Annotated in this window: 21 protein-coding genes; 11 read left to right on the top strand and 10 right to left on the bottom strand. The window is 66.5% G+C overall.

What is annotated here, in order from left to right; genetic code table 11:
- Positions 1-33 precede the first annotated feature (33 nt).
- Positions 34-678, top strand: coding sequence for a VTT domain-containing protein (locus tag ACK4S9_RS10555; protein ID WP_409725195.1), 645 nt, complete (start codon positions 34-36; stop codon positions 676-678).
- A 123-nt stretch (positions 679-801) separates the two neighbouring features.
- Positions 802-1866 (top strand): carbonic anhydrase, encoded by a 1065-nt coding sequence (locus tag ACK4S9_RS10550; protein WP_409725192.1) that lies wholly within the window; start codon positions 802-804, stop codon positions 1864-1866.
- A 169-nt stretch (positions 1867-2035) separates the two neighbouring features.
- On the opposite strand, the gene ACK4S9_RS10545 is transcribed toward ACK4S9_RS10550, so the two are convergent.
- Genes ACK4S9_RS10545 through tsaE form a run of 3 tightly spaced genes read right to left on the bottom strand, consistent with a single transcriptional unit; the run spans position 2036 to position 4725 of the window.
- Positions 2036-2830: a D-hexose-6-phosphate mutarotase gene (locus ACK4S9_RS10545; protein WP_409725189.1), complete on the bottom strand. Its 795-nt coding sequence runs from the start codon at positions 2828-2830 to the stop codon at positions 2036-2038.
- A gap of 12 nt (positions 2831-2842) precedes the next feature.
- The gene (locus ACK4S9_RS10540; RefSeq protein WP_409725187.1) at positions 2843-4276 is read right to left on the bottom strand and encodes an N-acetylmuramoyl-L-alanine amidase; all 1434 of its coding nucleotides are present in this window, start codon (positions 4274-4276) and stop codon (positions 2843-2845) included.
- Positions 4237-4725: a tRNA (adenosine(37)-N6)-threonylcarbamoyltransferase complex ATPase subunit type 1 TsaE gene (tsaE, locus tag ACK4S9_RS10535; protein ID WP_409725325.1), complete on the bottom strand. Its 489-nt coding sequence runs from the start codon at positions 4723-4725 to the stop codon at positions 4237-4239. The genes ACK4S9_RS10540 and tsaE overlap by 40 nt, the downstream gene beginning before the upstream one ends.
- Before the next feature lie 53 nt (positions 4726-4778).
- On the opposite strand from tsaE, the gene queG reads away from it, so the two are divergent.
- The gene (gene queG / locus ACK4S9_RS10530; protein ID WP_409725185.1) at positions 4779-5888 is read left to right on the top strand and encodes a tRNA epoxyqueuosine(34) reductase QueG; all 1110 of its coding nucleotides are present in this window, start codon (positions 4779-4781) and stop codon (positions 5886-5888) included.
- Here queG and ACK4S9_RS10525 read toward each other — a convergent pair.
- The 3 genes from ACK4S9_RS10525 to ACK4S9_RS10515 all read right to left on the bottom strand — a co-directional run bounded on the left by ACK4S9_RS10525 (position 5872) and on the right by ACK4S9_RS10515 (position 9173).
- Complete coding sequence (locus tag ACK4S9_RS10525) at positions 5872-6198, bottom strand: DUF3052 family protein (RefSeq protein WP_409725182.1); 327 nt, start codon at positions 6196-6198, stop codon at positions 5872-5874. The genes queG and ACK4S9_RS10525 overlap by 17 nt on opposite strands.
- 323 nt (positions 6199-6521) lie before the next feature.
- The gene (locus ACK4S9_RS10520) at positions 6522-7121 is read right to left on the bottom strand and encodes a response regulator transcription factor (protein WP_409725180.1); all 600 of its coding nucleotides are present in this window, start codon (positions 7119-7121) and stop codon (positions 6522-6524) included.
- Between the two features lie 60 nt (positions 7122-7181).
- On the bottom strand, positions 7182-9173 hold the full coding sequence (locus ACK4S9_RS10515; RefSeq protein ID WP_409725177.1) for a PAS domain S-box protein: 1992 nt from the start codon (positions 9171-9173) through the stop codon (positions 7182-7184).
- A gap of 123 nt (positions 9174-9296) precedes the next feature.
- Between ACK4S9_RS10515 and ACK4S9_RS10510 the strand changes: the two genes are divergently transcribed.
- From ACK4S9_RS10510 to ACK4S9_RS10490, 5 genes are all read left to right on the top strand, one after another.
- Entirely contained in the window at positions 9297-10307 is a 1011-nt protein-coding gene (locus ACK4S9_RS10510) for a TRAP transporter substrate-binding protein (RefSeq protein WP_409725174.1), read from the top strand.
- A 355-nt stretch (positions 10308-10662) separates the two neighbouring features.
- Positions 10663-11187 carry a methylated-DNA--[protein]-cysteine S-methyltransferase gene (locus ACK4S9_RS10505; RefSeq protein WP_409725171.1) on the top strand — a complete coding sequence of 175 codons (525 nt, stop codon included), beginning with the start codon at positions 10663-10665 and terminating at the stop codon, positions 11185-11187.
- The gene (xerD, locus tag ACK4S9_RS10500; protein WP_409725168.1) at positions 11160-12065 is read left to right on the top strand and encodes a site-specific tyrosine recombinase XerD; all 906 of its coding nucleotides are present in this window, start codon (positions 11160-11162) and stop codon (positions 12063-12065) included. The genes ACK4S9_RS10505 and xerD overlap by 28 nt, the downstream gene beginning before the upstream one ends.
- Before the next feature lie 84 nt (positions 12066-12149).
- Positions 12150-12323 carry a hypothetical protein gene (locus ACK4S9_RS10495; RefSeq protein WP_409725165.1) on the top strand — a complete coding sequence of 58 codons (174 nt, stop codon included), beginning with the start codon at positions 12150-12152 and terminating at the stop codon, positions 12321-12323.
- Positions 12324-12599: 276 nt separating this feature from the next.
- Positions 12600-14825, top strand: coding sequence for a putative bifunctional diguanylate cyclase/phosphodiesterase (locus tag ACK4S9_RS10490; protein ID WP_409725163.1), 2226 nt, complete (start codon positions 12600-12602; stop codon positions 14823-14825).
- Here ACK4S9_RS10490 and ACK4S9_RS10485 read toward each other — a convergent pair whose 3' ends face one another.
- On the bottom strand, positions 14826-15230 hold the full coding sequence (locus ACK4S9_RS10485; RefSeq protein ID WP_409725160.1) for a hypothetical protein: 405 nt from the start codon (positions 15228-15230) through the stop codon (positions 14826-14828). It abuts the gene before it with no gap.
- A gap of 91 nt (positions 15231-15321) precedes the next feature.
- On the bottom strand, positions 15322-16296 hold the full coding sequence (locus tag ACK4S9_RS10480) for an endonuclease/exonuclease/phosphatase family protein (RefSeq protein ID WP_409725157.1): 975 nt from the start codon (positions 16294-16296) through the stop codon (positions 15322-15324).
- 38 nt (positions 16297-16334) lie between these two features.
- On the opposite strand from ACK4S9_RS10480, the gene ACK4S9_RS10475 reads away from it, so the two are divergent.
- The 3 genes from ACK4S9_RS10475 (at position 16335) to ACK4S9_RS10465 (ending at position 18409) form a co-directional block, all read left to right on the top strand.
- Positions 16335-16826, top strand: coding sequence for an aminoacyl-tRNA deacylase (locus ACK4S9_RS10475; RefSeq protein WP_409725323.1), 492 nt, complete (start codon positions 16335-16337; stop codon positions 16824-16826).
- A gap of 69 nt (positions 16827-16895) precedes the next feature.
- Positions 16896-17516 (top strand): glycerol-3-phosphate 1-O-acyltransferase PlsY, encoded by a 621-nt coding sequence (gene plsY / locus ACK4S9_RS10470; protein WP_409725154.1) that lies wholly within the window; start codon positions 16896-16898, stop codon positions 17514-17516.
- A 239-nt stretch (positions 17517-17755) separates the two neighbouring features.
- Positions 17756-18409, top strand: coding sequence for a DsbA family oxidoreductase (locus ACK4S9_RS10465; RefSeq protein ID WP_409725151.1), 654 nt, complete (start codon positions 17756-17758; stop codon positions 18407-18409).
- A gap of 3 nt (positions 18410-18412) precedes the next feature.
- On the opposite strand, the gene ACK4S9_RS10460 is transcribed toward ACK4S9_RS10465, so the two are convergent.
- Positions 18413-19255, bottom strand: a complete 843-nt coding sequence (locus tag ACK4S9_RS10460; RefSeq protein ID WP_409725149.1) for an endonuclease/exonuclease/phosphatase family protein — start codon at positions 19253-19255, stop codon at positions 18413-18415.
- A 121-nt stretch (positions 19256-19376) separates the two neighbouring features.
- The gene (gene tsaD / locus ACK4S9_RS10455) at positions 19377-20417 is read right to left on the bottom strand and encodes a tRNA (adenosine(37)-N6)-threonylcarbamoyltransferase complex transferase subunit TsaD (protein WP_409725146.1); all 1041 of its coding nucleotides are present in this window, start codon (positions 20415-20417) and stop codon (positions 19377-19379) included.
- Between the last annotated feature and the right edge of the window lie 153 nt (positions 20418-20570).

Here is a 20570-nt window from a genome sequence, read left to right as displayed (position 1 = left end):
TGGTATGATGCGCGGCTAACCTCTAGGAAGATGATGGATCTGATGCAGTTATTCGACATGCTCCTGCATGTCGACAGGACGCTGGGCGCGCTCCTGGCCCAGTACGGAACCTATGTGTACATCGTGCTCTTCGCGATCGTGTTCTGCGAAACCGGCCTGGTCCTCTTCTTCTTCCTTCCCGGCGACACCCTGCTGTTCATCGCGGGCGCCTTCTGCGCCACCGGCGAGATGAATTTCGCGCTCCTGATGGCGCTCCTGATCACGGCCGCGGTGACGGGCAATACCGTGAACTACTACGTCGGGCGGGCCATCGGCCACCGCGTGTTTACCCACAACTACCGCTGGATCAACAAGGACGCGCTGCGCCGCACCCACGACTTCTTCGAGAAGCACGGCGGCAAGACCATCATCGTGGCGCGCTTCGTGCCGGTGGTGCGCAGCTTCGCGCCGCTGGTGGCCGGCGTGTCCGAGATGACGCTGCCGCGCTTCCAACTGTTCAACATGACCGGTGCGGTCTTGTGGGTGGGCAGCCTGGTCACTGCCGGCTACCTGTTCGGCAATGTCCCGGTGGTCAAGGAACACCTGACCGAGATCGTGTTGGTGGGCATTTCGGCGGCAATGGTGCCGCTGGCGATCGGCGGTTTGTACAAATTCGGCCGCAACCTGCTGAAGCGCTAGGTAAGACCACGGCTTGTCATCCTGGCAGCGCCACGATTTTTTCGGGGCGTTCTTGTTCCAGCGCACTCAAGTTTGTCGTATTTATTGCCGATAAGCATGAGGACAGACACTCCCTGGATTCTCATGCGCCACCTCATCGCCCTGTTGGCTTGCAGCCTCGTCATGGCTTCCGCAAGCGCGAGCGACCCCGCTCCCACGCCCACCGACGGCAAGACGGCCAGCGTCAAGGCCATCCTCGAAGGCAAGCCGGCTCCCGGCTCGGTCAAGCCGGACATGAAGGCCCTGGCGGCCGCCGCCGATGCCCGCGCCGCCGCTGCCCGCCCTGCGCCCGCGGCGGCCGAAGACGAACAATCCGAAGTCGACCTGTCGGTGCGGATCGCCGAGCGCCTGGCCCAGTTGCGCGAGCAGCAGGCGGCGCGCGCCGCCGCGGCCGCGCGGGCGCGCAAGGCGGCCGAAGCGAAACGCCGCAAGGAAGCCGAAGCCGCGATCGCCGCCGCCAACAAGCCGAAGAACGGCACCCACTGGAGCTACGAAGGCGAATACGGCCCGGCCAATTGGTCGAACATCAACTCGAACTGGGCCAAGTGCAATACCGGCAAGCGCCAGTCGCCGATCGACCTGCGCGACGGCATCAAGGTCGACCTCGAGCAGATCGCCTTCGACTACCGCCCGAGCTCGTTCAGCGAGATCGACAACGGCCACACCATCCAGGTGACGGTCGGCGGCGGCAACTTCCTCACGGTCGGCAACATGAGCTACGAGCTGCAGCAGTTCCACTTCCACCGGCCCTCGGAAGAGCGAATCAACGGCAAGGGCACCGAGATGGTGATCCACATGGTGCATCGCAGCTACGAGGGCAAGCTGCTGGTGCTGGCCGTGCTGCTCGAGCGCGGCAAGGCCAACCCCATGATCCAGACGGTGTGGAACAACCTGCCGCTGGAAAAGCACCAGGTGGTGTCGCCGTCGATCCTGATCGACCCGAGCGAGGCGCTGCCGGAGAAGCGCGAATACTTCACCTACATGGGTTCCCTGAGCGAGCCGCCCTGTACCGAGGACGTGCTGTGGATCGTCATGAAGCAGACCATGCAGGCGTCGCCGGCGCAGATGGCCTTGTTCTCGCGCCTGTATCCGCTCAATGCGCGGCCGATCCAGCCGAGTAACGGACGGATGATCAAGGAGTCGAACTGACGGTTGCTGGTTGGTCTGCCGGCAAAACTGGGTTCCCGCCTTCGCGGGAACGACGGCGTTTGAGCTTGCCACTACGATATGAGCCGTCATCCCGGCGCAGGCCGGGATCCCAGTTCGAAGCGCACCACCAGCGCAAAAAAGAAGCCCGGCATCGCCGGACTTCATCATTTCAGCTGACGCGGTAAGTCCCGGTCCAGCTTTGCCCCGCCTCCAGCGTCACCGGATCGAGCACGGCCGGCTCGATGCACACGAAGCGCTGGTACTCGTCGTTCTCCATGTCCGGCAGCGCCGCCGCATCCACCGCGCCCGGGTTCCACACCACCGCATCCGTGAAGCCGCTCTGCTCCAGCACCAGCACGCCGCTGCTCGTGGCCAGCTGGGCGCGGCCCGCCACGTGCGGGTACACCGCGTCGAGCTTGTCGAGGATCGAGATCTCGTCCGAGGAGATGCCCTCGATGCGCACCTCGCACACGTCCGGCACCAGGTGGTAGGTGTGCAGCGCCGCCGAGAAGGGGAAGGGCGCGGCGCCCAGGTTGCGCACCGTGAGCGCCATGTCCAGTTGATTGGCGCGCACCGCCACGCGCAGGCACAGCGCGAAGGTGTGCGGCCAGGCGTCGGCGATGCTGGTGGGCAGGTCGCCCGCCGCCAGGTCGAAATTGGCCCAGGCGGCGCCGTCTTCCAGCCCGCTGTCTTCCAGGCGCCAGTTGCTCACCCGGGCGAAGCCGTGGCGCATGCCGCTGCCCTGCTGCGCGAACTGCGGGAAGATCACCGGCACGCCGCCGCGGATGGCCTTGCTGCCGTCGAGCGCCGACTTGTCGCTCATGAACATGCGTTCCCGGCCGTCCGCGCCCTTCCACGAGACCAGGTGGGCGCCGTACAGGGTGATGGTGGCTTCGGCGCCGTCCGGCGCCTGGATCCGGATCGCAGGCAACTGCCCGACGGTGGTATGGGTGGCTAGGGTCATGGTCACTGAGGGTCAGGTCTGCCGGCTCTTGGCCATCGGCGGGTTGTCGGCGAAGTAGCGCTTGATGCCCTTGGTGATGGCTTCAGCCAGCTGGTTCTGGTAGCCCTCGTCCTTCAGCTTGGCTTCTTCCTGGGGGTTCGAGATGAATGCAGTTTCCACCAAAATCGACGGAATGTCAGGCGCCTTCAGCACTGCGAAGCCGGCCTGCTCGACCGAGGCCTTGTGCAGGCGGTTGATCCCGCCGATCTCGCGCAGGACGGCCTTGCCGAGCTTGAGGCTGTCGTTGATCTGGGCCGTGGTCGACAGGTCGAACAGCACGCTCGCGATCTGCTTGTCCTGCGCCGCGAAGTTGGCGCCGCCGACCAGGTCGGCCTTGTTCTGGTCGTTCGCCAGCCAGCGCGCCGCGCTCGAGCTGGCGCCTTTCTCGGACAGCACGAACACCGAGGAGCCGCGCGCGGTCGGCGAGATCCAGGCGTCCGCGTGGATCGACACGAACAGGTCGGCCTGCACCTTGCGCGCCTTCTGCACGCGCTGGCCGAGCGGCACGAAGTAGTCGCCGTCGCGGGTGAGCATGACGCGGGTGTTGGGCAGTTGCTCGAGCTTGGCCTTCAGGCGCTTGGCCACGGCCAGCACGATGTCCTTCTCGCGCGCGCCGGACGCGCCGATCGCACCGGGGTCTTCGCCGCCGTGGCCCGGGTCGAGCGCGATGGTCACCATGCGCACCACCCTTTGCGGCGCGGCCTTGGCGCCGGCGCTCGACGGGGTCGGCTGCACCGGTTGCGGCGGCGGGGTGCCGTCCAGGGCCGACATCTCGGATTCCATCTTGGCGATGGCGTCCGGGACGGCCCCGGTCTGGGCCGGCGGCGTGGCGGGCAGGGGCGAGGCCGGATTGGCGCTGCCGGCAGCCGCCGAGGTCGGCGCCTCGCTGAACCAGTCGCCCTTCTCGATGAGCGCGGCGATCGGATCGACCGGCCGGGTCGGGTAGAGGTCGAAGATCAGGCGGTGCTGGTAGCCGGCCACCGGGGCCAGCGTAAACACTTCCGGCTTGATCTCTTCCTTCAGGTCGAACACCAGGCGCACCACGTTCGGGCGGTTCTGGCCGACCCGCACCTGTCCGATGTAGGGGTCGTTCGGCTCGATCTTGGCGACCAGGCTCTTGAGCGTGTTGTTCAGGCCCAGGCCATCGATGTCCACCACCAGCCGCGGCGGGTCGGCCAGGAGGAAGTGCTGGGTCTTGAGTTCGCTGTCGTTTTCCAGCGTCACGCGCGTGTAGTCGGCCGCGGGCCAGACACGCACGGCCAGGATCTGGGCGGCGCTGGCCGGCAGCGGTGCGATCACGGAAAGCAGCAGCGTGCCGCCGGCCTTGAGGAGGGTGCGGCGCTGCGGCGAGTTGGCGAGGTCGGGATTCAAGCCGGAGGCGGGACGTAAGCGAGACGGTCGAGACATAGCAGGCCCAATTCAGACAACGCCTGCAATTCTACCTCACGGCCGAGCCCGCTGACCTCGAGCAACACGCGGACGTCGGGTGAGGGCAACACCGGCGCGCCTTTTTCGGGCCATTCGACGATGCAGATATTCCTGCCGTCGAAGTCCTCGCGAAAGCCCGCGTCCAGGAATTCCTCGGGGCTGGCCATCCGGTACAGGTCGTAGTGGATGATGTTCACGATCTGGCCGTCGAGCTCGACGCGGTAGGGCTCGGACAGCGTGTAGGTGGGGCTCTTGACCGTGCCCCGGTGCCCGGCCGCCTGGATCAGGGCGCGGGTCAGCGCCGTCTTCCCGGCGCCGAGATCGCCGTGCAGGTAGATCACCAGGCCGGGCTGGAGCGCGCGCGCCAGCGCCGCGCCCAGCGCGGCGGTGGCGGATTCGTCGGGAAGATAGGCTTTGAAGGGCTGCATCGAATAAAATACGGGGTTGATTTGCGCTTGAAGCGCCGCGTTGTCCATCTGCCATGCCGACCTCCCCACCCGACCTGCACGAACTTGCGCGCACCATCAAGACATGGGGCGCCGAACTCGGTTTCGCCGACGTGCGCATCGCGGACGTCGACCTGGCGCATGCGGAAGCCGGCCTGCAGGCCTGGCTGGACGCCGGCTGCCATGGCGAGATGGATTATATGGCAAGCCACGGCATGAAGCGTGCGCGCCCAGGCGAACTGGTGCCGGGCACGGTGCGCGCCATCGTCGCGCGCATGGACTACCTGCCGCTGTCGCGCGGCGCAGACTGGCGCGCCGAGGAGCACGCGCGCCAGCTGGAACCGGGCGCCGCCGTGGTCTCGGTGTATGCGCGCGGACGCGACTACCACAAGGTGCTGCGCAACCGCCTGCAGCAATTGGCCGAACGCGTGAAGGCGGCGGTGGGCGAGCTGGGCTACCGCGTATTCACGGATTCGGCGCCGGTGATGGAATTGCCGCTGGCGGAAAAAGCCGGCCTGGGCTGGCGCGGCAAGCACACCCTGCTGCTGTCGCGCGCGGCCGGCTCCACCTTCTTCATCGGCGAGATCCTGGTCGACCTGGCGCTGCCCGTCGATCCGCCCACGGGCGCCCATTGCGGCCAGTGCCGGGCCTGCATCGAGGTCTGCCCGACCCAGGCCATCCTCGGCCCCGGCCGGCTGGACGCGCGGCGCTGCATTTCCTATCTCACCATCGAACTCAAGGGCAGCATTCCGGAAGAACTGCGTCCGCTGATCGGCAACCGCATCTACGGCTGCGATGACTGCCAGTTGGCCTGTCCCTGGAACAAGTTCGCGCAGCGCGCCTCGCTGCCCGACTTCGACGAGCGCAACGGCCTGGGCGAGGCCGGACTGGTCGAGCTGTTCGGGTGGGAAGAGGAGGAATTCAACCGCCGGATGGAGGGCAGTCCGATCCGGCGTATCGGCCATGAGCGCTGGCTGCGCAACCTGGCGGTGGGACTGGGAAATGCCGCCGCCAGCGCGGACTTCAAGGGCGATGCGGCGATCGTGGCGGCCTTGCGCTCGCGTGCCGTCCACCCGTCAGGCCTGGTGCGCGAGCACGTGGCCTGGGCGCTCGCACAGCACGGCGCGCTTACTCGATGCGCTTGAGGCGCAGGCCGGACCAGTCGCCATCGATCGAGATCATGGCCACCGCGGTGATGCCGTTTTCCTTGGCATAGGCATTGATCGAATCGCGGTTGATGTCGGTGGCCTTGGACGCCGTCTGCTTCAGGTAGGCGATCCACAACGAACCTTTTTCTCCCAGCTTTTCCTTGGCCACCGGCAGGTATTGCTCGAGCTCCTTGCGGTTGAGCGCGAACATCAGGATCACGTCGAAGGGACCGTCGCCTTCCTTGACGAGTTCCGCGGGCATCTGCGCCGCCACGCCGGGGTTGGCCTGGCCGTTAAGGATCAGCATCGATTTCGCCGTCCTCAGGAACATCTTGTCTGCAACTGTTTTTTCGCTCATGAGAATTCCTAAATACAATAGCTCCGCAGCCGACACACGATGCGTGGTCGCGCTGCGTTCCGGTTCATTTTACAAGGCTTCCTTCAAATCGCTGGGACGCTTGCCGCGCGAAAAAGAAGGAGAACAAGGAGCAATTGAGGGCAGTGTGACTAGATGCAAGATGTAGGGTGGACGGCGATGCCGTCCGCGCGTTCAGCGACATTCTGCATGGCTGCGTCGCAATGCATGGACGATGTGAACGCGCGGACGGCCAAGCCCTGCGGAATGCCGTGCTATTTCAGAAGCCCGGCCAGCTCGACCGCCGTCTTGACCTGCATCTTGTCGAAAATATGCGCGCGGTGCACCTCCACCGTGCGCATGCTGATCCCGAGCTTGTCGGCCACCACCTTGTTCAGCATGCCGGCCAGGATCAGGTCCAGCACTTCGCGCTCGCGCGCCGACAGGGTCGCCAGGCGCGCCTGCACCGCGGCGGCATCGCGCGCCTTGCGCGACGCGACCAGCGCTTCCTCGACGCGGTCCATCAGCACGTTGTCGTTGAAGGGTTTTTCGAAGAAATCGAAGGCGCCGCGCTTGAGCGAGTCGACCGCCATCGGCACGTCGCCGTGGCCGGTCAGGAAGATCACGGGCAGGCGCGCGCTCAGGCCGTTTTTTACCAGCTGGTCAAACACGGCGATGCCGTTCATGCCGGGCATGCGCACGTCCAGCAGGACGCAGTCGCCCCGGGCGCCATCCGTGACCGGCGTGGCGGACGCGGCGACGGCGGCGAGGAATTCCTCCCCGCTGGCGTAGCCGCGCGCTTCCAGGCCGCGCGATTGCGCCAGCCAGGCGAGCGCGTCGCGGATGACGTCTTCATCGTCGACGATGTGCAGCATGTGGTGGTCTCCGTCCTCGGTATTCTCGGTCAATCGGCGGCAAGGGGCCGCACCCGGATTCTAGCCCAGCGCCCCGCTCGCCGCTTGCGCCGGCAGCGAGAACGTAAAGACGGTGCCGCCGCCCGGGTTCGGCGCATGGGCCAGGGTGCCGCCGTGGAACTCGATCGCGGTGCGGCAGATCGACAGGCCCATGCCCATGCCGTCCTGCTTGGTCGAGTAGAAGGGCGAGAACAGCCCGGCCGCCACTTCCGGCGCGATCCCGTGGCCGCGATCGATCACCGACACCGCCACCACGCCGTCCGCGTGCGCCGCGCCGATGCGCAGCACGCGCTGGTCGGGCCGGGTATCGGCCATCGCCTCGATCGCGTTGCGGGTGAGGTTGAGCAGCACCTGCTCCAGCATCACGCGGTCGGCTTCCACCTTCGGCAGTTGCGGCGGCAATTCGACGCGCAGGATGACACCGGCCTGGCGCGCCTGCAGCTCGACCAGCGCGCGCACGCCTTCGACCACGCTGTGGATGGTGACCGGCTCGCGGCGCGGTTCGCGCTTCTTCACGAACTCGTGCACGCTGCGGATGATCTGGCCGGCGCGCTGCGCCTGCTGGCGCGCCTGCTCCAGCGCGTGCCGCAGCATGCCGGCGTTGACGGGCTCGCCCGACTTGCCCGTGCGTTCCAGCACGTTGATGGCGCCCGCCGTATAGCTGGAGATCGCCGCCAGCGGCTGGTTCAGCTCGTGCGCCAGCATCGAGGACATCTCGCCCATGGTGGCCAGGCGCGCGCTGGTTTCCAGCTTTTCCTGCTGCTGGCGGTTGAGTTCCTCGGCGCGCTTGCGCTCGGTGATGTCCTGGATCGAACTCATCCAACCGGTCTGGCGGCCGTCGGCATCCACCAGCGGCGCCTCGTAGACCAGCACCGGCACCCGCACGCCGTCGGGGCGCTGGAACACGGTCTCGAACTGGGGCGTGATGTTGCCCGACAGGACGCTGGCGAAGCGCTCCTCGTAGTCGGCCATGACTTCTGGCGCCCAGTAGGGCATGGGCGGCTTCTTGCCGACCAGTTCTTGCGCCGGCAGGCCGACGATCTCGCAGAAGGCCCGGTTCACGTAGGTCACGCGCCCTTCCAGGTCGCGCGCCCGCAAACCGGTGATCAGGGAGTTTTCCATCGCGGTGCGGAAGGCCATCTGCTGGCGCAGCGCCCGTTCCGCCGCCAGCGTGCGCGAGATATGGCGCCACAGCGAGCCCAGGCTCAGCACCAGGCCCAGGGCCAGCACGATGACCGAGCCCACCAGCAGATTCGGCAGCAACTGGGGCGCGCGCTTGACGCTGTCGGTGGACAGCACCACCAGCGCGCCCGGCAGGTCGAGCTCGCGCCGGTGGGTGTACACGCCGCGTCCCGGACCGCCGGCGGCGCGCCGGGCCACCGGGTCGTCTTCGCGGTCGAGCAGGGTCAGGGCGTTGTCCTGCGCGAACCACCAGGGCACGGCTTCGTCGAGCAGGGTCTGCAGGCTGTAGGTGGCCACCAGGCTGCCGGCCGGCTTGCCGCCGGCGTACAGCGGCAGGTAGAAGTCGAGCACGCCCGGGGTGGCGTCGCTGGCGCCATAGGGTTCGCTGTAGCGGCCGCGCCGGGTCGCGCCGGCCACCTCGGCTGCCAGCCGGGTGGGCGCGGGCAGGGCGGCGGGCGGCTCCAGGCCGTGGCTGGCCAGTACTTTGCCATCGGCGTCATACCAGACGACGCGCACCAGTTCGGGGCCGTTCTCGAACATCTGGCGCAAGCGCGCCTGCAAAGCCTGGGCTGAAGGCGGCCGCGCCACCAGGTCGGCGCCCAATCCGGCCAGCGCCTCCTCGCTGCGCGCCAGCTCGAAGCGCAGGGTTTGCTCGACCCAGAGCGTGTCGGCGATCAGCTGTTCCTGGCGTTCGGTCGCCTCCATCTGGCGCGCCTGCCAGGGCAGCCAGATCAGCACCGCCAGGAACAGCAGCACCAGCAGCACCGGCACCAGCCAGCGCCAGGAGCGCGCGCGCTGGGCGTCAGGCTGCTGGGCGAACGGGAATTTCATCGAGGCTCCATATTTCGTTACACTGTCGGGCCATCAGGTGCCTTATTGTGGAAGTCCACGATGGCGCGCCGGGGGCAAGCCTCGCAGACTGGCCCCATCCATCATATTCCCAACCCCGTCAGGATGAACCGAAACGCTCGCCAGATCCGCTTCCTCGCCGCCGCACTGCTCGCCGTCGCGGGCAATGCCGCATGGGCGCAGGCGCCGATCGTCATCAAGTTCAGCCACGTGGTGGCGCCGGACACGCCGAAAGGGCGCGCCGCCGAGCGCTTCAAGGTGCTCGCCGAGCAGATGACGCGCGGCCGGGTGAAGGTGCAAGTCTACCCGAACAGCCAGCTCTACAAGGACCGCGAGGAACTCGAAGCGCTGCAACTGGGCGCGGTGCAGATGCTGGCGCCCTCGCTGGCCAAGTTCTCGCCGCTGGGCGTGAAGGAATTCGAAGCCTTCGACCTGCCGTATATCTTCCCGTCCAAGCAGGCGCTGTACGCGGTGACCGAAGGGCGCATCGGGCGCGGCCTGCTGCGCAAACTGGAGTCGAAGGGCATCACCGGCCTGGCCTTCTGGGATAATGGTTTCAAGGTCATGTCGGCCAACAAGCCGCTGCTGTCGCCGCATGATTTCCGCGGCCTGCGCATGCGCATCCAGTCTTCCAAGGTGCTGGACGTCCAGATGCGCGTGCTGGGCGCCCAGCCGCTGGCGCTGGCGTTCTCGGAAACCACGCCGGCCCTGCGCGACGGCGTGGTGGAAGGGACCGAGAACACGCCGTCGAACATGTTTACCCAGCGCATGCACGAGTCGCAGAAGCACCTGACGGTGTCGAACCACGGTTACCTGGGCTATGCCGTCATCGTCAACAAGAAGTTCTGGGACGGCCTGCCGAACGGCATCCGCAAGACGCTGGAAAAAGCCATGATGGAAGCGACCGCCTACGAGAAGACCATTGCCCAGCGCACCAACGACGCCGCGCTGGAAGCGATCCGCCGCGCCGGCACCACCACCATCCATACGCTCACCCCGCAGCAGCAGGCCGAGTGGCGGCGCGCCATGCAGCCGGTGTATGCCCAGATGGAAGAGCGCATCGGCAAGGACGTGGTGCAGGCGATCCGGCGCGAAGCCGGCAAGAGCGCCAAATGACAGCGTCATGACACGCTTGCGAACGCTCATGCGTTTTTCGCATATCTAAAATAATTTTTTGTAATGTGGCCAAAAAGATACGCTTGACCGAAAAGCTTGCGTTATGATGGGGCCTTCTCGCACCCACATGGTGCGTGCGCGAACAGAACACACACGGTTTTGGGGAGCATAGAGAAAATCACGGTAATCCATACCGGAGAACAATCGAGGAGACACACGTTTTACAGAAGCCGTTAGCACAGCTAAACGGCCGGGGACGTGACCCGAATTGGAGCGCACCTCAGGGTGCGCTTTTTTTTCGTTCGCGTTTCCCCATGGGGTGGCAGGGCGCCATCCCAGCGGTTAAGATGGTGGAATGAAGACCGACCAGGCAAGCAACTTGTTCAACGCCATCGTCCCGGCGCCGTTCGGCGCCATCGGGATCCGCACCAGCGACGGCCGTGTCCGTGAACTGGTCTATCTCCAGCCCGCATTCCAGGAAAAAGCCGCCGACAACGAGGTGGCCGGCCAGGCGGCCGTGCAGGTGGCCCGCTACCTGGAAGACCCCGATTTCCGCTTCGAACTGCCCCTGTTCGAGGCCGGCACCGCGTTCCAGCGGCGCGTCTGGTCCGAAATCGCCGCGATCCCGCGCGGCAGCGTCAAGACCTATGGCCAACTGGCCAAGACGATCGGCTCGGCCCCGCGCGCGGTCGGGCAGGCTTGCGGCGCCAATCCCTTCCCCTTGATCAACCCTTGCCACCGCGTGACGGCATCCGGCGGCCTGGGCGGCTTTTCGAACCAGGACGACGAGAACGGCTTCCACCTGTCCGTCAAGCGCTGGCTGCTGCGCCACGAAGGCGCCACCGCATCCCCATGGCAGCAGCAATCGATCTGGGACTGATCGACGAGTTCTGCGACACCCTCTGGTTGGAACAGGGGCTGGCCAAGAATTCGCTCGACGCCTACCGCCGCGACCTCAAGCTGTTTGCCGGCTGGCTGGAAGCCCGGCGGCCGCAACGCGCCGGCCTGCTGGCCGTGCAGCCCGAGGACATCGCCGCCTATTTCGCCGAGCGCCACGCCGACACCCGCCCCAGCTCGGCCAACCGGCGCCTGTCGGTACTGAAACGCTTCTACGGGCTGGCGCTGCGCCGTAACCAGATCCCGCACGACCCCTGCCTCAAGATGGCCTCGGCGAAGCAGCCGACCCGCTTCGTGCATACCTTGAGCGAAAGCCAGGTCGAGGCCTTGCTCGCAGCGCCCGACGTGTCCACGCCGCTGGGCCTGCGCGAACGCACCATGCTCGAGCTGATGTATGCGAGCGGCTTGCGGGTGTCGGAACTGGTGGCCCTGAAACTGGTCGAAGTCAGCTTGAACGACGGCGTGCTGCGCATCACCGGCAAGGGCAGCAAGACCCGCCTGGTGCCTTTCGGCCACGAGGCGCGCACCTGGCTGGAACGCTACCTGCGGGATGCGCGCGGCATCATCCTGAACGGGCAGGTCGACGATGCCTTGTTCGTCACCGGCCGCGGCGGGGCGATGACGCGGCAGATGTTCTGGATCCTGATCAAGAAACATGCGCAAAGGGCCGGGATTCAGGGACCGCTGTCGCCGCACACCCTGCGCCACGCCTTCGCCACCCATTTGTTGAACCATGGCGCCGACCTGCGCGTAGTGCAATTACTGCTGGGCCACGCCGACATTTCGACCACACAGATCTATACGCATGTTGCGCGCGAGCGCCTCAAGCACCTGCACGCCCAGCACCACCCGCGGGGTTAATTCAAGCCGCTTTGCACGGAGTCGGCCATAATGGGCCTGCAGCAGCGATCATCGCCCTCCACATCCATTGGCAACGAGGTGAACATGGCACGAACGAATTTCCAGTACGAAAAGCGGCAGCGCGAACTCGAGAAGAAGCGCAAGGCGGAAGAAAAGGCCAAGCGCAAGCAGGAAGCCAAGCGCGAGGCGGAGGAAAGCCCCGTCGCCGGCCAGGCCCCGGCGCAGCAGGACGAGGCGGCCCCGCAGGACGCCGCCTGAAGGCGCGTTCGCGGGGCGGTATTCTTCGCGCGCGGGCTCCGTCCTGTCGGCAGGGTGGAGCTCCTTGCGCATGATGTCAATATAGCCAGGCGCCCCCACCGCATCCACCCGGATGCGACAGGCGGTCGAAGCGCGGGTCTGGAATGCGTCCGGCGTGCGACGAAATGCTGGCGAAGCCGGCCTTTGCGTGCCCGCAAACGCCGCGCCGGTGGGCAGGGAAGAATGACGGGATTGTCATGGAACTCATGACTGTTTCCGTTTGAAAAGGATTCTTCCGTGAGCGAACAAGCGCGCGACCCGACCGGCTGGCCCAGTGGGCCAGGCGGACTGGACCTGCCCGCCGATCCCGTCCGCCACGTCCAGGACCGTCTGGAGCCGCCGCCTGCGCCGCCTCCCCCGGCTGCCGTGCCCAACGCCGATACCGTCGAGCCCGATGACCCCGGCCGCCAGGCGCTCGACTGGCTCTACCGCTTCGTGACGGCGATCGAACTGGCGCCGGCGGTGGCCGTGCACTCGCGCGACAGCGCCGGCATCGTCCGTTTCTGGAACCATGCCTGCGCCCAGCTGTTCGGCATCCCGGCCAGCCATGCGCTGGGCAAGCCCTTCCGCGAACTGGTGTCCCACCTCGACCAGCAGCACGAATTCGACAGCGCCATCGCAGGCATCTGGCGCGACGGCCTGGCGCCGGCGCCGCGCGACTGGCGCGTCGAAACCGCCGCCGGCCGGCGCCTGTGGCTGCATTCGAACCACTTCCCGGTCAAGCGCGACGGCCACACGCAGCAGGTGTTCTGCATGGAGGTCGACATCACCGCGCGCAAGCAGGTCGAAGACAACCTGAGCCAGGCGGCGCGGGTGTTCGAGAACGCGCACGAAGCCATCATCGTCATGGATGCCGAATACCGGGTGCAGGCGGTCAACCAGGCGTTTGGCGCCATCACCGGCTTCGCGGCCACCGACATCATCGGCGCCACGCTGGCCAGCCTGCCCTGGGGCGAAGACAAGGACAAGGCGGACGGCGGCGGCGGCTTCTACGACACCATCTGGTCGCAGCTCGACGGCCAGGACCGCTGGCAGGGCGAGCTGTCCGCGGTGCGCAAGAACGGCGAGCACTACACCGCCTGGGTGGCGCTCACCACCATCCGCGACCCGCATGGCGCCGCCAGCGGCTACATGGCCACCCTGTCCGACATCAGCGAGCGCAAGCGCGCCGAAGCGCAGGTGCGCCACCAGGCCGAGCACGACACGCTCACCGGCCTGCCCAACCGCGCCCTGTTCCTCGACCGCATGCACCACGCGCTGGCCACCTGGCGCCGCCAGCGCGACAGCTTCGCGCTGCTGTTCCTCGACCTCGACCGCTTCAAGGCCATCAACGACAACAATGGCCACCAGACCGGCGACGCGGTGCTGCGCGAAGTCGCCGCGCGCCTGCGCGGCTGCGTGCGCCGGGTCGACACCATCAGCCGCCTCGGCGGCGACGAATTCGTCGTGCTGCTGGCCGACATCGGCGGGGTCGACCAGGCCGCGCACGTCGCCAATGCCGTGATGGGGGCGGTCTCCCGTCCGGTCGAGGTGGCCGGGCGTGCGCTGACGCTGTCGGCCTCGATCGGCATCGCCATCTGCCCCACCGACGGCAGCGACGTCGACACGCTGATGCACCATGCCGACGTGGCCATGTACCACGCCAAGCAGAACGGCCGCAACAGCTTCCGTTTCTTCAGTCCCGAGATGAACGCGCGCGTGTTCGAGCGCGGCGAGATGGAAAAGCGCCTGCGCCAGGCGCTCGAGCGCGGCGAATTCGTGCTCGAGTACCAGCCCGAGCTCGACGTCGGGTCCGGCAAGGTGATCGGCATGGAAGCGCTGATCCGCTGGCGCCATCCGCAGCGCGGGCTGCTGCTGCCGCACGAGTTCCTGCCGGTGGCCGAGGAATGCGGCCTGATCGTGCCGATCGGCGAATGGGTGCTGCTTGAAGCCTGCACCCAGGCGCGCGCCTGGCGCGAGGCCGGCCATGCGGCGCGGGTGGCGGTGAACCTGTCCGACATCCAGTTCCTGCATGGCCGCCTGCTCGATACGGTGGACGCGGCGCTGGCGCAATCGGGCCTGGCGCCGGCCTGGCTCGACCTGGAGATCACCGAGGGCGCCATCATGCGCGGCGACCACGTGCTCGACGGCACCGTGAAGTCCCTGCGCGAACGCGGGGTGCAGCTGACCATCGACCGTTTCGGCACCGGGGTCTCCAGCCTGTCGTCGCAACGCCGCTTTCCGCTGTCGAAGCTCAAGATCGACCGCAGTTTCGTGAGCGACATCGAGCACGATCCGGTCGACGCGGCCCTGATCCCGGCGATCATCGCGGTGGCGCGCAGCCTGCGCCTGCGCGTGGTGGCCGAAGGCGTCGAGACCGAGGAGCAATTGCGCTTCCTGCGCCAGCACGGCTGCGACGAGTACCAGGGGTTTTATGCGGCGGGAGCGAGCGCCCGGCCGGATTTCAATCCGGCAGTGCGTTGATTACATCCGCACGGGCACCGGCCAGGGGTCCATCTGCTCTGCGATCTTCCTGGCCGCGCCGCGCACCAGCAGTTCCCGCAACATCAGGGGCGCCAGCGGCGCCAGCATCATGAAGGCGGAGCGCATCGGCTGAAAGCCGAGTACGCTCGGTTCGATGGCGTAGGCCAGCCCGATCGCCGCGATCCACGCCACGCCCGCCAGGATGAACCAGGGGGAAAACCCGACCGCCAGCCTGGCCTTGCGCACGATTTCCGTTTGCAATCCCGGCGGCAGGCGCCGCAGGCTGCGGCTCTGGTAGAGCGGCGCCACCGGCATGCCGGACGGGTCCGGAAAGCCGAACTTGCTGGCGCGGGCCTGTTCGAGCAGTTCATCGGCAATGCGCTCGGCCTGGGCTTTCGACAACACTTGCTTTCTCCTCCAAGAGTGGTTCTGGAAAGAGTTTAGCGGCCTGGCGGCGCCAAACATGCGCGAAATGTCACGGCCGCGACCAGGCCGCTCAGCGTTCCCCGCCGCCGGCCTGGCCGGCCTGTGGATACAGGCGGATGCGCGCCAGCACCTGCCCGTGGTCCGAGGCTTCCGGCAGCCCGAGGTTCAGGTGGTCGTTCAGGTACACCACGTCGACCACCTCGCCGATCGCATTCGGCAGCACCGGATTGAATTCCTGCGACACCAGGATATGGTCGATGGTCGAGTGCCGGCTTTCGTGCACGATCGAGAAGCCGACGCTGCGCAGGTTGTCCTGGTGCATGTGCAGGCGCGCGGCGTCGAACATGCGCTCGCCCAGTGGCGCGCCCTCGCCCAGCACGATCTCGGTGGTCACCGAATCGGCGACGTCGTTGAAGTCGCCCAGCACGATGCGCGGACGCCCCTTGTCGCGGGCCATGTCGGTGAGCAGCACGCGCAGGGCGGTGGCCTCGGTGCCGCGCCGGATCAGCGAGCGCAGGCAGGCGAGGGCGTACAGGTTCGGGTCTTCGCCGGTGTCGCTGCTGCGGTAGTCGGGGCGGCGCGACTTCAGGTGCACGACGATCACGTCGATGACGATGCCGGGCGCCAGTTCGACCTCGGCATGCAGGGGCGCGCGCGTAAACCGGTCCGGGTCGCGGCTGCCTGGCGGCATGGCCACGTTGTCCGGAAACATGCTGATGGCGCGCGGATGGTTCAGGACCGGCAGGCGCGAAACCAGGGCCACGCTCGGGGTCAGGCGCGGCGCTTCCGGATCGGGATCGAAACCCAGGTGCACCGCTTCGCGGAAGCGCCGGGTGCGCGACAGCACTTCGCGCAAGGTGGCCTGCGAGAAGATTTCCTGGAAGCCGATCACGTCCGCATTGAGCAGGTCGATCTGGTGCGCGGTCCAGTCCAGCTTGGCTTCGTATTCTTCCGGCGTGCAGGGCGTCAGGTTGTCGTAGCAGCGCATGCCCGGCGGGGCCAGGTTGAAGGTGTTGAAGGTGGCAAAGCGAATTTCTTGCTGCATAATAGAAACCCCTCATGTTCGTCTTAAGCGTACCACGCATGGCCAAGAAAGAGCACGTTTCTGAGACACCCGCGACCCAGTACCTGCGCAAGCACGGCGTGGCGTTTACCGAGCATCCTTACGAGTACGAAGAGCACGGTGGCACCGCCGTTTCATCGCGCGAACTGGGTGTGCCAGAGCACAATGTCGTCAAAACCCTGGTGATGCAGGACGAGGCGGCACGCCCGCTGATCGTGCTGATGCACGGCGACCGCAAGGTCTCCACCAAGAACCTGGCGCGCGCGATTCCCTGCAAGTCGGTCGAGCCTTGCAAGCCCGAGGTGGCGCAGCGCCATTCCGGCTTCCTGGTCGGCGGCACCTCGCCGTTCGGCACCCGCAAGGCGATGCCGGTGTACGTGGAGGAATCGATCCTCGCCCTCGACAAGATCTACATCAACGGCGGCCGCCGCGGCTACCTGGTCGGCATCGCCCCAAGCGTGCTGACCGGGACGCTGGGCGCGAAGCCGGTGCAGTGCGCGCTGGCGGAGTGATTGCCAAAGAGCATGTCCAATGTGTATAGTCCGTGCGCCTGAGGTCAATACCGACAAACAGAAAGAGACATGAACACCCTGATCGCCACCATTGCCGCCTACCTGATCGGCTCGATTTCCTTTGCCGTCGTGATGAGCCGCGTCTTCGGCCTGTCCGACCCGCGCACCTACGGTTCCAAGAACCCGGGCGCCACCAACGTGCTGCGCAGCGGCAGCAAGAAGGCCGCCATCGCGACCCTGGTCGGCGACGCCGCCAAGGGCTGGCTCGCGGTCTGGCTGGCGGTCAAGTTCGGCCCCCAGTACGGGCTCGACGACGGTGGCATCGCCCTGGTCGCGATCGCCGTGTTCCTGGGCCACCTGTGGCCGGTCTTCTTCAAGTTCGTGGGCGGCAAGGGCGTGGCGACCGCGCTCGGGGTGCTGCTCGGCATTAATGTCTGGCTGGGACTGGCGACGCTGGCGACCTGGCTGATCGTGGCCTATGCCTTCCGTTATTCCTCGCTGGCGGCGCTGATCGCATCGATCTTCGCGCCCTTCTACTACGGCCTGCTGTTCGGGGCGGACGAGATCCTGTTCGCGGTGGCGGCGATGAGCGCGCTGCTCCTGTACCGGCATGGAAGCAATATCGCGAACCTGATGGCGGGCAAGGAGTCGAAGATCGGCAGCAAGGCCAAGGGCGCGGTCAAGAAGTAAGCCGGCGGCTTGCCCGCAGAATTTGGTTCCCGCCTGCGCGGGAACGACGTGCCAAAGGGGCTGTCGAAAGTGGCGCTATTTCGCCCTCCAGCCTTGAAACCGTCATTCCCGCGCAGGCGGGAATCCAAGTTCGTTGCGCACCACAATACTCCCTCCTATCACGCCCCAACGCACATCGCGTTACCATATCGCCACCAGGCACCTGAGGTGCCGCAACGAACCAGAAAGGTGGCACCTCCATGAGCAAACAACTCCGCATCGATTTCGTCTCCGACGTCTCCTGCCCCTGGTGCGCGATCGGCCTGAGCTCGCTCGAGCTGGCGCTGGCCCGGGTCAAGGGCGAAGTCGCGGCCGACCTGCATTTCCAGCCCTTCGAACTGAACCCGAACATGGGGCCGGACGGCCAGGACATCGTCGAGCACATCACCGAGAAATACGGCGCCACCGCGGAGCAGCAGGCCAACAGCCGCGAGATGATCCGCCAGCGCGGCGCGGACGTCGGCTTTAGCTTCGACATGGAGCGGCGCGGCCGCATCTACAACACCTTCGATGCCCATCGCCTGCTGTCCTGGGCCGAGGAAGAAGGCCGCCAGCGCGACCTCAAGATGGCTTTGTTCGAAGCCTATTTCACCCACTGCCAGGACCCGAGCAATCACGACGTGCTGCTCGATGCCGCCGAACGTGCCGGCCTGGACCGCGAGCGGGCCCAGCGCATCCTGGAGTCCGATGACTACGCCGACGAGGTGCGCGAGCGCGAACAATTCTTCCAGCGCGCCGGCATCCATTCGGTGCCAGCCGTCATCATCAACCAGCGCCACCTGATTTCGGGCGGGCAGCCGCCGGAAGTGTTCGAGCAGGCGCTGCGCGAGATCGCGGCGCGCGCCGACGCCTGAAATTTACTTCAGGTCGAGCACGACCGGCTGGTGGTCCGAGGCGGCGGTCTCGGACTGCACGTCGACCGTCACCACGCGCGGCGCCAGGTCCTCGGTGACGAAGAAGTAATCGTAGCAGTCCGGCTTGGCCGGCCACGGATAGCCGTGCAGGCCGGTGGTCGGGGCGCGCGCCACGCCGCCGTGGGCGACACGCCAGGCGTCCAGGAAGGCCGGGGCATCCTCGATCGGCGCCAGCATGGCCTGGTAGTCGTCTGAATCCGGAGTGAAATTGAAGTCGCCGCAGAGGATGCCCGATGCGGGACGGAAGCCCAGCTGGAAGGGCGCATCCAGGCTCGGGTCCGGCTGGAAGACGCGGGCGCGGGCGCTGGCTTCGGCATGCAGTTCGCGGATGCGCCTTACCTGCGCGCTGCGCTGCAGCGCGGAGTAGTACTCGAGGTGGGTGGTCATCAGGCGCAGTTTGCCGCTGGGCGCGTCGATGACGGTTTCCATCAGGCCGCGCGGCATGCCGGCCGGGTTCTCCGGGTCGGCCGGCCAGGGCAGCAGGTGGCGGTGCACCTGCGAGATGCGGTAGCGCGAGAGGATCAGGTTGCCGAACAGGCGCGGCGAATTGTTCTTGTAGAGTTCGCTTGGGGCATGCTCCATCGCGTGGTAGCCGCCGAAGGCGCCGCTCAATTGCTTGAACTGGTTGGCGGTGGCGCTGCCCTCCAATTCCGAGTGATTGGCCGCTACTTCCTGCAGGCACACGACATCCGGATTCAGCCGTCGCAGGACGTCGATGATCGCATGGATGCGAATCCGGCCGTCCTTGCCACAACCCCAACGAATGTTCCAACTAACTACGCGCATTGCAAACCCTCCGTGAATCTTAACCGTCGGATATTGCCACCGTTTGGCAAGGGGCGGTCACACGGTAGGATCGATGTCAGGCTTGCAAGTTCAATCTTGAAAACAAATGTAAAAGGCCTTGTCAGGCGGCTTCCAATTCATCGAGAGGCCAGCGTGGACGCACGTTGAAAGCGTAGTCGCGCTGGGCCAGGTCCGGGTTGCGTTCGAGGCGCATGGCGCCCGCGAAGGCGATCATGGCGCCGTTGTCGGTGCAGAATTCCAGCTCCGGATAATAGACCTTGAACTTGCGTTTGGCGGCCGCGGCATTGAGCGATTCGCGCAGCTGGCGGTTGGCGCCGACGCCGCCGGCGATCACCAGGCGCTTCAGGCCCGTGTGCTTCAGCGCGTTGACGCACTTGGCGGTCAGGACCTCGACGATGGCGTCGACGAAGCCGCGCGCGATGTTGGCCTTGTCCTGCTCGCAGATGTTGGCCACCACTTTTTCCTCGTGGTTCTTCACCACCGTGAGCACGGCGGTCTTCAAGCCCGAGAAGCTGAAGTTGAAATCCTTCGAATGCAGCATCGGGCGCGGCAAGGTGTAGGCAAGCGGGTCGCCGAACTCGGCCAGGCGCGAGATGGCCGGACCGCCCGGATAGCCCAGGCCCAGCAGCTTGGCCGACTTGTCGAAGGCTTCGCCGGCGGCATCGTCCAGGGTCTCGCCCAGCAGGGTGTAGCGGCCGACGCCGTCCACGCGCATCAGCTGGGTGTGGCCGCCCGAGACGAGCAGGGCGATGAAGGGGAACTCCGGACGCTCGCTGGCCAGCAGCGGCGAGAGCAGGTGGCCCTCCAGGTGGTGCACGCCCAGCACCGGCTTGTCGAGGGCGAGGGCGAGCGAGCAGGCCACCGAGGAACCGACCAGCAGCGCGCCGGCCAGGCCCGGGCCCTGGGTGTAGGCGATGGCGTCGATGTTCGAGGCGGGAATGCCGGCCCTTTTCAGGACCTCTTCCAGCAAGGGCAGGGCGCGGCGGATGTGGTCGCGCGAGGCGAGTTCCGGCACCACGCCGCCATACTCTTCGTGCATGGCCACCTGCGAGTGCAGGGCATGGGACAGCAGGCCGCGCTCGGTGTCGTACAGAGCCAGGCCGGTTTCATCGCAGGAGGATTCGACGCCGAGAACAATCATGGGAAGCAAGCGGAAGGTAAAGCGGAATCCGCCATTGTATCGTAGGGCGGACGGCTCCGCCGTCCGCGCGTTCAACCAGCGCCAGAATGGACGATGCGTCAATTCATCCGTGATTTGGACGCGCGGACGGCATAGCCGTCCACCCTACAAAGC

It is taken from the genome of Massilia sp., assembly GCF_046293535.1.
Lineage (GTDB): Bacteria > Pseudomonadota > Gammaproteobacteria > Burkholderiales > Burkholderiaceae_D > Telluria.
Note: the sequence above shows the minus strand (reverse complement) of the source record. Positions and strands in the feature narration are given on the sequence as shown.